The following is a 12,395-nucleotide window of genomic DNA, read 5'->3' as shown; positions in this document are numbered from 1 at the left end:
TATACTTATTAGTATGATAAAAGAGAATGCTTTGAGACGATTTATCATATCAATGGCACGCCAAGCAGCGTCGTCGTGCATCGCGTTGATTTTGCTTGGGATTTGCCTGTCCACCCAGGCGCTGGCAGACCGCAATCCGGTGCTGCGCCGGAACTTCCCAGATCCGTTTCTGCTGGAAAGCGGCAGTCGTACCTATGCGTACGCCACGAACTCCGACGGGGTTCGTGTACAGATTTCCTCATCCGACGATCTCGAGCACTGGTCCGTGCCGACAGAAGGGCTCGCGCGCCTGCCTGCGTGGGTGAATGAGAACAAGCCCGACGTGTGGGCGCCCGAAGTCTTGCGCGTGGACTCGCATTACGTTCTGTATTTCAGCGCACGTTCCAAATCGGTCACACGGCCCGACGGGATCGGGCGTCTGTGCATCGGCACAGCTGTCAGCACGCATCCCGATCGGGATTTCGTTCCGCACGATACGCCGTTGATCTGCGATGAATTCGCCGAAGGCGTGATCGATGTGAGTCCGTTTCGCGACGGCGACCGTCTTTATCTCTATTACAAAAACGACGGCAACTGCTGCAAGCGGCCGACCTGGATCTTCGCGCGCGAGCTCGACTCGACGGGCCTCGCCACTGTCGGAACAGCGAAACAACTCGGCGTGAGCAACGATCAGCCTTGGGAAGGCCACGTGATCGAGGCGCCGACCATGTTCAAGCGAGAGGGCGCGTATTACTTGTTTTATTCCGCCAATGCCTACGACAAGCCAGGCTATGCGGTCGGCTACGCACGGTGCGACGGGCCGCTAGGTCCCTGCAAGGATGCAAGCACGCAACCTTTGCTGAAGACACCTGCGCAGCCCGTCGGCTGGTTTGGTCCCGGTCATCAATCGATCCTGCAGATCGACGGGCGCACGGTCATCGCGTATCACGCATGGAACGTGTTGCCGGACGGAAAGCGAGATCGCTGCCGGGCCATGCATATCAGTGAACTTGAGTGGACTGCGGCGGGTGAGCCATTCATCAAGCTGGATAGCGAGCGCGCTGAGGAGTGGCGCTGTCCTACGCGCCGGCCGTAGACACGGAACTTGCCGTGAAGCACGCAGTTGAATACGCATTCAACCGGGAGCAACTGCATGCGTAAGTTCCTTTGCATTTCCGCCGCGTTGCTCGCCCTCGCGGCATGCAGCAAGGGCGGACACCCGGCCGGTGATGATCCGACGAGAAACAACGAACCTCCCGGCGAGGGTCGCCCCATGGACTCGAATCCCTCGGCGCGAGACGCACTGCCTGAAACGACGCCGGATAAGGAACGTCCGTATGCAACGGACAGCGCGACGGAGCAGACGACGACAGCGCCTCCCGATCCCGATCCTAAGTGAGGTTTGCCGAGGCTTAGAAATCGGTCGATCGGCTGACCTGTTCCCAGGTCGCCGCGACGTCCGATCGAATCGCTTCGGCCTGCGCTACGCGCGCTAGTGCATCGCTGCCTAGAATCAGATGTTCCGGGATGTCATCGCGCTGGGTAAGGTCGAAAATGACCCCGGCGACTTTGTCTGGATCGCCGGGCTCGTTGCCCGACAATCCCTCGGTCCGCTGCATGATGGCGCCGACGGTCGCTTCATATTCGGGCAGCAGTTTGGGCATCGCGCTTCTCCCGGTCCGCCGAAGCGGGCAGAGCTCGATGAAATATTGATGATGTATCCCGAGCGCTGCCGACGCATGATCGGCAAGGCGGCGCGCACCAGATTCACGACACCAAAGAAATTTGTTTCGACCTCGGCGCGGAATGCCGCTGGCGATTTTTGCTCGAACGGTCCCAGGTGAGAATAGCCGGCGCTGTTCACCAGCACGTCCAGCCTGCCGAATTTTTCGACCGCAACCTCCACGGCCGCTCGCGCCGCGTGCTCGTTGATCACGTCGAGATCGACCAGAACTATCCGGCCTTCGTAATGTTTCTTCAGGCTGAGGAGGCGTTCCGCGCTCCGTGCAGTGGCAACTACGTTCGCGCCGCGCTCGAGAGCTAGCAGAGCCGTGCTTCGGCCGATGCCGCTGGCACATCCGGTGATTAGCCATGTCGTCGTCATCTGGCTATTTGATGACGGCTTCACCGCGGTTGATTGGAGTATCGGTGCGTGAGTTGTCGCGTTATGGCAAGGCCACGCCGGAGATCCTGCGGCAGTATTCGATCAGCCGATCCTGCAGTGACGGATCCTTCGTCACGGGATTCAAGCGCCCCGGTTGCTTGTGATAGAAGAAGCCGCCGCTGACCCGCGCCTCCTTGTCATCACTGACGGCGAGCCAGGCCTGAGTCAGGTGTGCTTGATCGAGATCGTCGTTGGCGCCGGGCCCGCCCATGCGCGTCTTCACCCATCCTGGCGACACCGCGTTCGCAAGAACATCCGGCCAGTGCCGCGCCACTGCGAAGGCGAGCAGTACATCGTGAAGCTTGGTGTCTGAGTAGGCTTGACTGCCATCCCAGCGACGCTTCGACCACTGTATGTCATCGAGGCTCGCGTTGGAGCCGAGGTGCATGCCGGAGCTGAGATACACGAGGCGCTGCGGCTTCGGCATGAGGGCCGTGAGCACATAAGGGGCAAGCACGTTCACAGCCCATAGCTGTGACAGTCCGTCTGCGGTCTCGACACGGCGTGGTTCGCGATAGCCGATGCCGACGTTGTGTATCGCTGCATCGAACGGCCCGAACTCATTCGCCTGATCGGCAACGTCGCGCATCGCCTGCAGAGTTGAAACATCGCCAAGCACAACGCCGGTTGCGCGAGGCACTTTGGCCTTCAATTCTTTCGCGCGGCTTTGATCGCGAGCGTGCAGTACAACCGAGTGTCCTTGCTCGGCCAGCAGCTGGCCGGTCATCAGGCCGAGGCCTTGAGACGAGCCGGTGATGAACACTTGAGCCATGGGCGACATCGTAGCCGCTGTGCCCCCTCAGCACACCACCAATGAGAAAGAGCGGGGCGATCGGGCAGCGAACGGCTGCGCGTCGGTTCAAAGATACTCACACACGAGTGAGTGAGTATTGACGACAGCCGCGGCCGGGTAGCATGATCCCGGCCACGCGCTGGCACCAAGACCGGCGTTTCTTTGCAGGGGGAACTATGGCGTCTGGTCTGCTGGCGTCCGCCTCGGCGGTCGCGTTGATTGCGATACCGGCACTGGCTGCGGCACAGGCTTCGGGGGAGGGAGCGGCTCAGCTCGAAGAAATCATCGTCACGGCCACACGCCGCAGCGAACGATTGCAGGATGTGCCGCTCAGCATCACTGCATTCTCACAAGACGATCTGACCACCAAAGGCATCGTCGGTTACGAAGGCCTGGCCCGTGAAACGCCGGGCGTCGTGCTCAACAAGCCCACTGCCAATTTCAACAATTTCACGGCGCGCGGCATCGCCACCAACGGCTACGGCGCGAACCTGCAGAACACGGTGGCCATCTATATCGATGAGCTGCCGATCTCGACGATCGGCAACACCACGGTGCTCGACCCGAATCTTTTCGATGTGGAGCGCATCGAGTTCCTGCGCGGCCCGCAGGGCACGTTGTTCGGATCGGGCTCCTTGTCCGGCGCGCTGCGCATTCTCAACAAGAGTCCGGATCTGAACTCGTTCGACGCCGCCGCCATGGTCGATACCGGTGTGACCGACGGCGACTCGCTGCGGCAACGTTACAACGGCATGCTCAACGCGCCGCTGGTCGAGGACAAGCTGGCGCTGCGCGTCGTCGGGTTCTATCGTGACGAAGAGGGTTATCTCGACAACATCGGCACCGGGATCAAGAACTCGAACACGCTGGTCGATTGGGGCGGTCGCGCCATCCTGTTGTGGAAGCCGACGGAGGCACTGTCGGTGCGCCTGCTCGCTTCGTACGAAGACAGCAATCCGAAGGATTCGTCGCTCACCAATCCGGCGCTCGGCGACCGCAAGCGCAACTCGGATCGTCCGGACCTGTTCGTCGGCGAGCTCACCACGTTCAACGCCACGGTCGAATACCAGTTCGATGGCGCGCTGCTGACCAGCTCGTCCACCTACTCGACGTTCGATCAGAAGTTCTGGGTCGATCTGGCCGGCACCTTCAATGGCGCGATTGCATTCGGTCTGGATGCCAATGGCTATCAGGACACCTTCGTCGAAGAGCTGCGGCTCGCCTCCGATCCGGGCGGCAAGTTCGATTGGGTGATCGGCGGCTTCTTCCTCGACCGGCGTCACGACGTCGATTATTTCTACCGCTCGTCGCCCGAGTTCCTGGCGGCGCGGGGCATCACCGGGCTGCCGGATGAGTACTACCAGCGGCAATACAACCATGCGCTTTCGCATGAGATCGCCGGCTTCGGCGAGCTGACTTATCACATCAGCGACCGGGTCTGGCTGACCGGCGGCTTGCGCTACGGTGGCCTGGATTCTCAGGTCTACGTCGAAGGCGGCTACAACAGCAACTATCTCGGCGCCGCGCTGACGCCCGGCTTCTCCGGACCGCTGACAGTCGTGCCCATCGCGGCGACGACGGGCGTGAAGGCGAAGGAACGTCGGCCCTCGTACAAAGTGAGTGCATCGTTCCAACCGGTGCCGGAAGTGACGACCTACGCAACGGTTTCGACCGGCTTTCGCGCGCCCGTCGTCAATGGCTTTGCCGGCCGGCGCAGTGTGGTCGATCCCAATGACCTGGTCATTCCCAATGGCGCTGAGACAGACAAGATTCAGAATTATGAAATCGGCGCGAAGAGCACGTGGTTCAACGGTCGCCTGACTTCCAACCTCGCCGCTTATCTGATCGATTGGAGCGACATCCAGGTACAGGCGAACCGCGTTTCTGACTCGGTACAGTTCGCCACCAATATTGGTGAAGCGCGCAGCAAGGGCTTTGAATTCGAGATCGCCGCGCTGCCGCTGCAAGGTCTGCAACTTGGCTTGAGCGGCTCTTTCAACCAAGCGCACGTGACGAAGCTGACTCCGGAAGAAGCTGCCATCTCCGGCGCGGTGCCCGACGCCAGATTGGCGGCGCCTAAATTCCAGGGCGCGGCGTATCTGAACTACGGCTTCGATGTCACACCCAGCGCGCGTGGCTTCTTCGGGGCGGCCTTCCAGCATGTCGACTCGTTCCCGAGCTCGTTCCCGCGCGTTCCTGGCGCACCGAATCGAGTGCTACCGACCTATGGATACACGGATAGTTACAACAACGTGAACCTCACACTCGGTGCAATCCTGGGGCAACTGACGTTGACGACCTACGTCGAGAATCTATTCAACGACGACTCGGTCACCTACATCCATCCCGAAGCGTTCCTGGCAAGTCGTTTCGGCACCATGCGGCCGCGGACGATCGGCCTGCGCATCAACTACGATCTGTAGGAGATAAGCGTTGTCGACCGCCGCAGCCGCGCGGCCCGACGCACGAGCCTGGTTCGTGCTCGGCATGCTGTGCTTCGTCTATGTCCTGAACTTCCTGGATCGGCAGTTGCTGTCGATCCTGGCCAAGCCGATCCAGGATGATTTGCAGGTGACCGATGGCCAGCTGGGGCGCATCAGCGGGCTGTACTTCGCGCTGTTCTATTGCCTGATCTCGATCCCGGTCGGGTGGCTGGCGGATCGGACCAATCGCGTTCGGGTGCTGTCGTTCGCGTGCGCGCTATGGAGTGCGGCGACCGTTGCTTGCGGATTCTCTTCGACGTATCCGCAGCTCGTCGCCGCTCGCATGGCGGTGGGCGTGGGCGAGGCGGGCGGCGTGCCGCCGTCGTACGCAATCATTTCGGACTACTTCGCTCCGGGCACTCGCGGCACCGCGCTGGGCCTGTTCAATCTCGGCCCGCCGTTGGGACAAGCGCTGGGAGTGGCCTTCGGCGCATCGATCGCTGCCGCCTATAGCTGGCGAAGTGCGTTTGTGGTGCTCGGCGCGGTCGGTGTCGTCACGGCGCTCGCGGTCTATTTGTTTGTTCGAGAGCCGGAACGTGGGCGTCTGGACTTCAAGCCATCCGCCGTGCAATCGCCGCTGGCGATGGAGAAGGCAGGGTTCTACGAGACGGTCGCAATGTTCTTCTCGCGACCGGTGTTGGTGTTCGTGTCGCTTGCTTGTGGCGCCACGCAGTTTGTCACCTATGCCTCGCTGAACTTCACAACGTTGTTCCTGATGCGCGAGAAGGGCATGACGCTCAACGAGGTCGCGGTCTACTACGCACTGCTCATCGGTATCGGCATCAGCGCGGGCATGTATGCGTCCGGCCGTCTCATCGATAAGTTCGCTCCACGCGGCAAGCACGCTTATGCAATGGTGCCGGCGGTGGGGCTGGCGCTCGCGATTCCGTTCTTCATCGGTTTTGTATGGGCGCCGACGTGGCCGCTCGCGCTGCTGTTTCTCGTCGGGCCGACCTTCTTCAACTACTTCTATCTCTCGCCAGCGGTCGCACTGGTGCAGGAGGAAGTGCGGCCGCAGGAACGTGTGCTCGCCGGCGCGCTGCTGTTGCTCGTCATGAATCTCATCGGGCTCGGGCTGGGCCCGACGTATCTCGGAGCCGTCAGCGATCTGCTCCGCGACACTCACCCGAACAACTCGCTGCAGATCGCCTTCTACACGCTCGTGCCTTTCTACGTGCTTGCCGTCGTGATGTTCCTCAGCCTGGCTCGGAAACTGAGGCGCGAAGCGGTCTCGACTGGAGACAACCTTTGATGTCATTTCGTTTGCGTGTCATCGCGTTGAGTGCTGCGGTCTGCTTTGCTTTGCCTGCGGCTGCCGACCAGGATCCCGTCGTCCGTGCGCCGGCCGGTACGATGAGGGGTGTGTCCGAGGGCGCAGTAAATGTGTTCAAGGGACTGCCATACGCGCAGCCGCCTGTTGACGTCGCACGTTGGAAGCCGCCGGTTGAGATGCCGACGTGGAATGGTGTGCGCGACGCGACGAAGTTCGGAGCGGCGTGCATCCAACCCAAGGCGCGCTCCGGGAGCATCTACGCCTGGGATCTGGGCGAGGTCAGTGAAGACTGCCTGTTCCTCAATGTTTGGGCGAAGCAGGGTGTCAGCAACGCGCCAGTGATGGTCTGGATTCACGGTGGTGCGCTGACGACCGGTTCGGGCAGCGAGCCGATGTACGACGGCACGAAGCTCGCGGAGCGCGGCGTCGTGGTTGTATCGATCAACTATCGGCTGGGTGTCTTGGGCTATCTCGCGCATCCTCTGCTGAGCGCCGAGTCGAACGGCAACATTTCGGGCAACTACGGTCTGCTCGATCAGATCGAAGCGCTGCGCTGGGTGAAGCGCAATATCGCCGCGTTCGGTGGCGATCCGTCGAACGTGACGATTGCGGGTGAATCGGCGGGCGGCCTGAGCGTGATGTATTTGATGGCCTCGCCGCCGGCGCGAGGGCTATTTCACAAGGCAATCGCGCAGAGCGCCTACATGATTTCCACGCCCGAGCTGAAGCAATCGCGCTTTGGCGAACAAGCGGCTGAGGCGATCGGCGCACGGGTCGTAACGGCGCTGGGTGCGAAAGACCTGCCGTCGCTGCGATCGATAGAACCGCAAAAGTTGATGGAGGTTGCCGCACGTGTGGGCTACTTCCCGCTCGGGACGATCGATGGCCGCGTATTGCCGCGCCAACTGGTCGACGTATTCGATCGTGGCGAGCAGGCGTCCGTGCCCATTATCGCGGGCTTCAACAGCGGTGAGATCCGCTCGCTGCGTTTCCTTGCGCCACCGGTGCCGAGAAACGGCAAGGCGTATCAATTGCAGATCCGCGATCGATATGCCGATCTCGCCGATGACTTCCTGCGCCTCTATCCGAGCGCCAAACTCGAGGAAAGTATTCTCGCAACGACGCGCGACGCCTTGTATGGGTGGACGGCCGAGCGGCTGGTGAGAAAACAAACGGCGCTGGGGCAGCCCGCATTCCTGTACCTGTTCGATCATGGCTATCCGGCCGCGCAGAAGGCCGGCCTGCATGCATTCCACGCCGCCGAGCTTCCCTATGTGTTTGGTACAGCGGCACGAACACCGCCGCTGTGGCCGAAAGTGCCGTCTACGCCGGTCGAGACAAAACTATCCGACGCGATGCTCGATTACTGGGCCAGCTTCATCCGCACCACGGAGCCGAGGGCCGAAGGTCACACACCCTGGCCGGCTTACGGCTCGACCCGTGCCTACATGACCTTTGGCGGCGAGCCAAAAGCGGCGACGCATCTCATGCCGGGCATGTATGAATTGAACGAACAGGTGGTGTGCCGGCGACGAGCGAGCGGTGCGCAGGCATGGAATTGGAACGTTGGCGTTCTGTCGCCGACATTGCCGCCGGCCGCGGAGTCGTGTCGATGATCGAAGGGTCCATGCAAGAGTTCCCGCTGACTCTGGATAAGTTTCTCGATCACGCGGCGAAGTGGCATCCGCGCGCGCAGGTGGTGACGGGACGCGACGGTGGCGGAGCCGACCGGGTGAGCTACGCAGACTTGCGTTCACGCAGCGTGCGTGTTTCCGCGCTGCTCAGAGATTTCGGCATCGGTTTCGGCGATCGCGTGGCCACGCTCGCCTGGAATACACAGGCGCATGTCGAGGCTTGGTACGCGATCATGGGCATGGGCGCGGTCTGTCACACGCTCAACCCTCGACTCACCGCTGCGCAGCTCGCGTCGATGTTGGCGCAGTCCGCTTGTCGGGTGATGTTCGTGAGCGCGGATCTCGCGCCGCTCGCCCAGCAAATCATCGAGCGTACGTCGACAGTTACAAACATCGTCGTGATCGACGGACCACTGGATGCGTGGCGCGGCGAGCGTTATGGGCCGGCGGCAATCGCACTGGAAGAGGCGATAGCGACGGCTCGCGATCCGATCGCGTGGGGCGGCTTCGACGAACGGGCTGCGTCCGGCCTGTGCTTCACCTCGGGCACGACAGGTGCGCCGAAGGGCGTTACATACACGCATCGCTCCAGCTTCCTGCATACGTTGCGTCTGCTTCAGGCGGATGTGCTGGGCATTACCTCCGCCGACAGCGTGCTCACCGTCGTGCCAATGTTTCATGCCAGTGCCTGGGGATTGCCGTTTGCCGTTCCGGCCGCAGGGGCGAAACTGGTTTTGCCGGGGCGCCATGCGGACGGTGCGAGCCTGGCGCGTTTGATTGCGGCCGAGGGTGTAACGATTGCCGTCGGCGTGCCGACAGTCTGGCTGGGGCTGGTCGAACATCTCGAAGCGACCGGCGGAGAGTTGCCGACGCTGAAGCGCATCCTGGTGGGCGGCGCGCCTTTGCCGCCAGCCTTGATGGAGCGTATCGAGCGACGTCTCGGCGTTTCGCTCCAAACCAGCTGGGGCATGACCGAGCTGTCGCCCTCGGGCACGATGTCGGCGCCGAATGATCCGAAGCGCGCGGCGGCTGTTTCGGGGCGTCCCGCGGTGGGGGTGGATCTGCTGCTGACCGACGCCGATGGGCGAGCGCTGCCGGAGCAACGAGGTGTGGAAGGGCACCTGCGAGTGCGCGGCGCCAGTGTGATCGAGCGCTATTTCGGCGATGAGCGGGCCGCGACCGATGCCGATGGCTGGTTCAACACCGGCGATCTGGCCCGTATCGACGGCGACGGTCAATTGATCATCACCGGTCGGGCCAAGGACCTGATCAAGTCGGGCGGCGAGTGGATCAATCCGGCCGAGATCGAGGCCATTATCGGCCGCCTGCCCGAAGTTGCGCTGGCCGCGGTGATCGGCCGCACCGACCCGAAGTGGGGCGAACGCCCCGTCCTGCTGGTGGAGCTGCGCGACCATCGGGCCATCACCGATGAGGCGCTGCTCACGACGCTGCGGGGGCAGGTGGCGCCCTGGTGGATTCCCGATGCCGTGCTGCGCCTGGCCCGCATGCCGCTGGCCTCGACCGGAAAGATCGACAAGATGCGCCTCAGATTAGAATACGGCGGTGGTTGAGGCGGAGCGTCGAACCGGAGTGCCTTCGGATCGTCCGCGCCTCGAGTGCCGCGAGACGATGGAGGCTTGGAACAGTGGCTGTAGATGTGGCTCCGAAGAAAGTGAAGGCCCGGCGCAAGGCGTCGGGCAAGGCGAAACCGTCCGGCGCGAAGTCCGCCAAGGCGCGCGGCAAGCGCCCGACCAAGGCCGAACAGCGCGCCGAGATGACCGAGCAGATTCTGGACGTGGCCGAGGATCTGTTCTCCAAACATGGCTTGTATGGCGTCACGTTGAAGGACGTGGCCAAGCAGATCGGCGTGCATCACACGCTCATGAACTATTACTTCCGGGACAAGAAGAAGTTGTTCGATGCGGTGTTCGGCCGCCGCGCCGTAGTGACGAGCACGCGGCGAATGGACGCGCTCGACGCCTACGACGCGTCGACCAACGGCAAGCCGACGGTGGAAGGTGCGCTGCACGCGTTCCTCGACACCGACCTGGATCTTTATATCCAGGGCGGCAAGCGCTGGAAGAACTACGGCCGGCTGGGCGCGCAGGTCGCGAACACGCCGGAGTGGGGCGCCGAGCTGATGGACAAGCACTTCGATCCGGTGGTGCTGAAGCTCATCGGTCTGCTGAAGCGGGCGCTGCCGGAGTGTCGCGACGAAGATATCTTTTGGGGATATCACTTCGTGACTGGCGCGTTGTTGCTGACGCTGGCGCGCACCGGGCGTATCGACAAGTTGTCCGGCGGGGTCTGCCAGTCGGAAGATTTCGAGGCCGTGAAGAAACGCATGGCCAGATTCATGGCCGGCGGTTTCCTGGCCGTCTGCGGTAGTCAATGAAGGGGAATGCAATGAGATTGGAGTCGCGCGTCGCAATCGTTACGGGAGCGGGCGGTGGACTGGGCCGGGCGCATGCGCTGCTGTTGGCGCGGTATGGCGCCAAGGTCGTCGTGAACGACATGGATCAGGCGGCCGCAGCTCGTGTCGCTGGCGAAATCGTCGCTGCGGGCGGCGAAGCGATTCCCGTAGCCGCATCGGTTACCGACGAGGCGGCGGTGGCGACCATGATCGGCGGCGTGATGTCGAACTGGGGGCGGGTCGACATTCTCATCAACAACGCCGGCATCCTGCGCGACAAGACCTTCGCCAAGATGAGCCTCGCAGACTTCCGCCTGGTGCTCGATGTTCATTTGATGGGCGCGGTGATTTGCACCAAGGCCGTCTGGGAAATCATGCGCCAGCAGCAGTACGGGCGCGTGGTGATGACCACGTCGTCGTCGGGCCTGTATGGAAATTTCGGCCAGTCCAATTACGGGGCGGCGAAGCTGGCACTGGTGGGGCTGATGCAAACGCTGGGACTGGAAGGCGAGAAGCACAACATCCGCGTCAATTGCCTGGCGCCGACGGCCGCGACGCAGATGACTCACGGTGTGCTGGCAGAGGAAGCCTTGCAGTGTCTCGATCCAAAGCTGGTCAGCCCCGGCCTGCTCGCGCTGGTCGCAGAGCAGGCGCCGAATCGCGCAATCCTATGTGCCGGCGCGGGTCACTTCGCACGCGCGAATATCACGCTTACTAAAGGCGTGCAGGTCGGCGGAGATGCCGATGCGGGCGAGCAGGTGATCGCGCAGTGGGAACAGATCGGCGATCGCACCGACGAGCTCGTCCCGGCTTACGGTTTCAAGCAGGCCGAACGCGAATTGGCCGCCGCCGGCTATGTGGCGCCGACCATGGCCGAGCGTTAATCAGCGTCGAGCACAGTCATGAATATCTCGAAGACATTGCCGCTCGGATCTTTCGAGATGCCGGTCGCGTAATCATCTTTCGTGACATCGATGTCGCGCGTGCGAAACGTCACCAGCGGGAACTGGCTCTTGGGCAAGGGCGCTTCATCTTTCGGCTGAAACAGCGCCAGCATGCCGTCGTTGAACCCGAGCAGCACTTCATCGTAGGTCGGCGTGTTGAAATACTGCAGCGGCTTGGCGTGGAGCAGCGACGTATAGAATTCTTCCGCGTCCTTGCGATCCGCAACGATGAGCTTGGCGGCGCCGATGGCTGGGGGTTGCTGGCGTGCCAGGATCTCGACGGCGTTGCCGCTCGGGTCGCGAGCGATCGCGATGTTATATGGACCTGACTGTGACTTGGGCAGCCGCCGCACCGGCTGCTTCGTGTCTTCGAGTCGTTTCACGATGGTCTCGAAGTCCGGTGTGTAGATGAGCACGACCGGATAGCGGCTCTTTTGCAGCAACTGTTCCTTTGGCGAGGACACCAGCGTCAGACGCACTCCGGAGCCGAAGCCGAGGATGACCTGGTCGTATTGGCCCTCGACGTTCTCGCGAGCCACTTCCTTCAGGCCGAAGTTCTGCTGGTAGAAATCCAGAGCCTGCTTCAAGTCGGCGACGATCACTTTCGCGGCGACGAGAGAGTGGGTCGGCGAACCGGCGGGTTCCGCAGCGTGAACCAGCGGCGCCAGCAGCAGCGAGAAACAAACGATCAGAGAGCGGGCGTTCATGTCGC

At 62.2% G+C, this 12,395-nt stretch carries 11 protein-coding genes and 1 pseudogene; 8 read left to right on the top strand and 4 right to left on the bottom strand.

Annotated features, from left to right (window positions below):
• Positions 1-52 precede the first annotated feature (52 nt).
• Together GYH35_RS24845 and GYH35_RS24840 are read left to right on the top strand one after the other, a co-directional pair.
• Positions 53-1,075 carry a glycoside hydrolase family 43 protein gene (locus GYH35_RS24845; RefSeq protein WP_161829773.1) on the top strand — a complete coding sequence of 341 codons (1,023 nt, stop codon included), beginning with the start codon at positions 53-55 and terminating at the stop codon, positions 1,073-1,075.
• Between the two features lie 57 nt (positions 1,076-1,132).
• Positions 1,133-1,378 (top strand): hypothetical protein, encoded by a 246-nt coding sequence (locus GYH35_RS24840; RefSeq protein ID WP_161829772.1) that lies wholly within the window; start codon positions 1,133-1,135, stop codon positions 1,376-1,378.
• Between the two features lie 13 nt (positions 1,379-1,391).
• Here the strand turns inward: GYH35_RS24840 and GYH35_RS35000 are convergent, their stop codons facing one another.
• From GYH35_RS35000 to GYH35_RS24830, 3 genes and pseudogenes are all read right to left on the bottom strand, one after another.
• On the bottom strand, positions 1,392-1,643 hold the full coding sequence (locus GYH35_RS35000) for a Rossmann-fold NAD(P)-binding domain-containing protein (RefSeq protein WP_235936854.1): 252 nt from the start codon (positions 1,641-1,643) through the stop codon (positions 1,392-1,394).
• A 62-nt stretch (positions 1,644-1,705) separates the two neighbouring features.
• Positions 1,706-2,083 (bottom strand): annotated as a pseudogene (locus GYH35_RS35510) (SDR family NAD(P)-dependent oxidoreductase); the annotation flags it as partial.
• 61 nt (positions 2,084-2,144) lie between these two features.
• Positions 2,145-2,915: an SDR family NAD(P)-dependent oxidoreductase gene (locus GYH35_RS24830; RefSeq protein ID WP_161829771.1), complete on the bottom strand. Its 771-nt coding sequence runs from the start codon at positions 2,913-2,915 to the stop codon at positions 2,145-2,147.
• Positions 2,916-3,112: 197 nt separating this feature from the next.
• Here GYH35_RS24830 and GYH35_RS24825 point away from each other — a divergent pair, with 197 nt between their 5' ends.
• From GYH35_RS24825 to GYH35_RS24800, 6 genes are all read left to right on the top strand, one after another.
• Positions 3,113-5,359: a TonB-dependent receptor gene (locus tag GYH35_RS24825; RefSeq protein WP_161811755.1), complete on the top strand. Its 2,247-nt coding sequence runs from the start codon at positions 3,113-3,115 to the stop codon at positions 5,357-5,359.
• Between the two features lie 64 nt (positions 5,360-5,423).
• Positions 5,424-6,671, top strand: coding sequence for a spinster family MFS transporter (locus GYH35_RS24820; protein WP_161812513.1), 1,248 nt, complete (start codon positions 5,424-5,426; stop codon positions 6,669-6,671).
• Entirely contained in the window at positions 6,671-8,308 is a 1,638-nt protein-coding gene (locus tag GYH35_RS24815; RefSeq protein WP_161829770.1) for a carboxylesterase/lipase family protein, read from the top strand. The genes GYH35_RS24820 and GYH35_RS24815 overlap by 1 nt, the downstream gene beginning before the upstream one ends.
• Positions 8,305-9,897 (top strand): AMP-binding protein, encoded by a 1,593-nt coding sequence (locus GYH35_RS24810; protein WP_161829901.1) that lies wholly within the window; start codon positions 8,305-8,307, stop codon positions 9,895-9,897. The genes GYH35_RS24815 and GYH35_RS24810 overlap by 4 nt, the downstream gene beginning before the upstream one ends.
• 203 nt (positions 9,898-10,100) lie before the next feature.
• A complete protein-coding gene (locus GYH35_RS24805; protein WP_161812515.1) occupies positions 10,101-10,721 on the top strand; it encodes a TetR/AcrR family transcriptional regulator in 621 nt (206 codons plus the stop codon).
• Between the two features lie 11 nt (positions 10,722-10,732).
• A complete protein-coding gene (locus GYH35_RS24800; RefSeq protein ID WP_161829769.1) occupies positions 10,733-11,623 on the top strand; it encodes an SDR family NAD(P)-dependent oxidoreductase in 891 nt (296 codons plus the stop codon).
• Here GYH35_RS24800 and GYH35_RS24795 read toward each other — a convergent pair.
• Positions 11,620-12,390: a VOC family protein gene (locus GYH35_RS24795; protein WP_161829768.1), complete on the bottom strand. Its 771-nt coding sequence runs from the start codon at positions 12,388-12,390 to the stop codon at positions 11,620-11,622. The genes GYH35_RS24800 and GYH35_RS24795 overlap by 4 nt on opposite strands.
• Between the last annotated feature and the right edge of the window lie 5 nt (positions 12,391-12,395).

It is taken from the genome of Steroidobacter agaridevorans (assembly GCF_009932555.1).
Lineage (GTDB): Bacteria > Pseudomonadota > Gammaproteobacteria > Steroidobacterales > Steroidobacteraceae > Steroidobacter > Steroidobacter agaridevorans.
Note: the sequence above shows the minus strand (reverse complement) of the source record. Positions and strands in the feature narration are given on the sequence as shown.

Bases quoted from the DNA above. Each gene is read 5' to 3' on its own strand.
- GYH35_RS24845 (WP_161829773.1), top strand. From the start codon at position 53: ATGGCACGCCAAGCAGCGTCGTCGTGCATCGCGTTGATTTTGCTTGGG.
- GYH35_RS24840 (WP_161829772.1), top strand. From the start codon at position 1,133: ATGCGTAAGTTCCTTTGCATTTCCGCCGCGTTGCTCGCCCTCGCGGCA.
- GYH35_RS35000 (WP_235936854.1), bottom strand. From the start codon at position 1,643: ATGCCCAAACTGCTGCCCGAATATGAAGCGACCGTCGGCGCCATCATG.
- GYH35_RS24830 (WP_161829771.1), bottom strand. From the start codon at position 2,915: ATGGCTCAAGTGTTCATCACCGGCTCGTCTCAAGGCCTCGGCCTGATG.
- GYH35_RS24825 (WP_161811755.1), top strand. From the start codon at position 3,113: ATGGCGTCTGGTCTGCTGGCGTCCGCCTCGGCGGTCGCGTTGATTGCG.
- GYH35_RS24820 (WP_161812513.1), top strand. From the start codon at position 5,424: ATGCTGTGCTTCGTCTATGTCCTGAACTTCCTGGATCGGCAGTTGCTG.
- GYH35_RS24815 (WP_161829770.1), top strand. From the start codon at position 6,671: ATGTCATTTCGTTTGCGTGTCATCGCGTTGAGTGCTGCGGTCTGCTTT.
- GYH35_RS24810 (WP_161829901.1), top strand. From the start codon at position 8,305: ATGATCGAAGGGTCCATGCAAGAGTTCCCGCTGACTCTGGATAAGTTT.
- GYH35_RS24805 (WP_161812515.1), top strand. From the start codon at position 10,101: ATGACCGAGCAGATTCTGGACGTGGCCGAGGATCTGTTCTCCAAACAT.
- GYH35_RS24800 (WP_161829769.1), top strand. From the start codon at position 10,733: ATGAGATTGGAGTCGCGCGTCGCAATCGTTACGGGAGCGGGCGGTGGA.
- GYH35_RS24795 (WP_161829768.1), bottom strand. From the start codon at position 12,390: ATGAACGCCCGCTCTCTGATCGTTTGTTTCTCGCTGCTGCTGGCGCCG.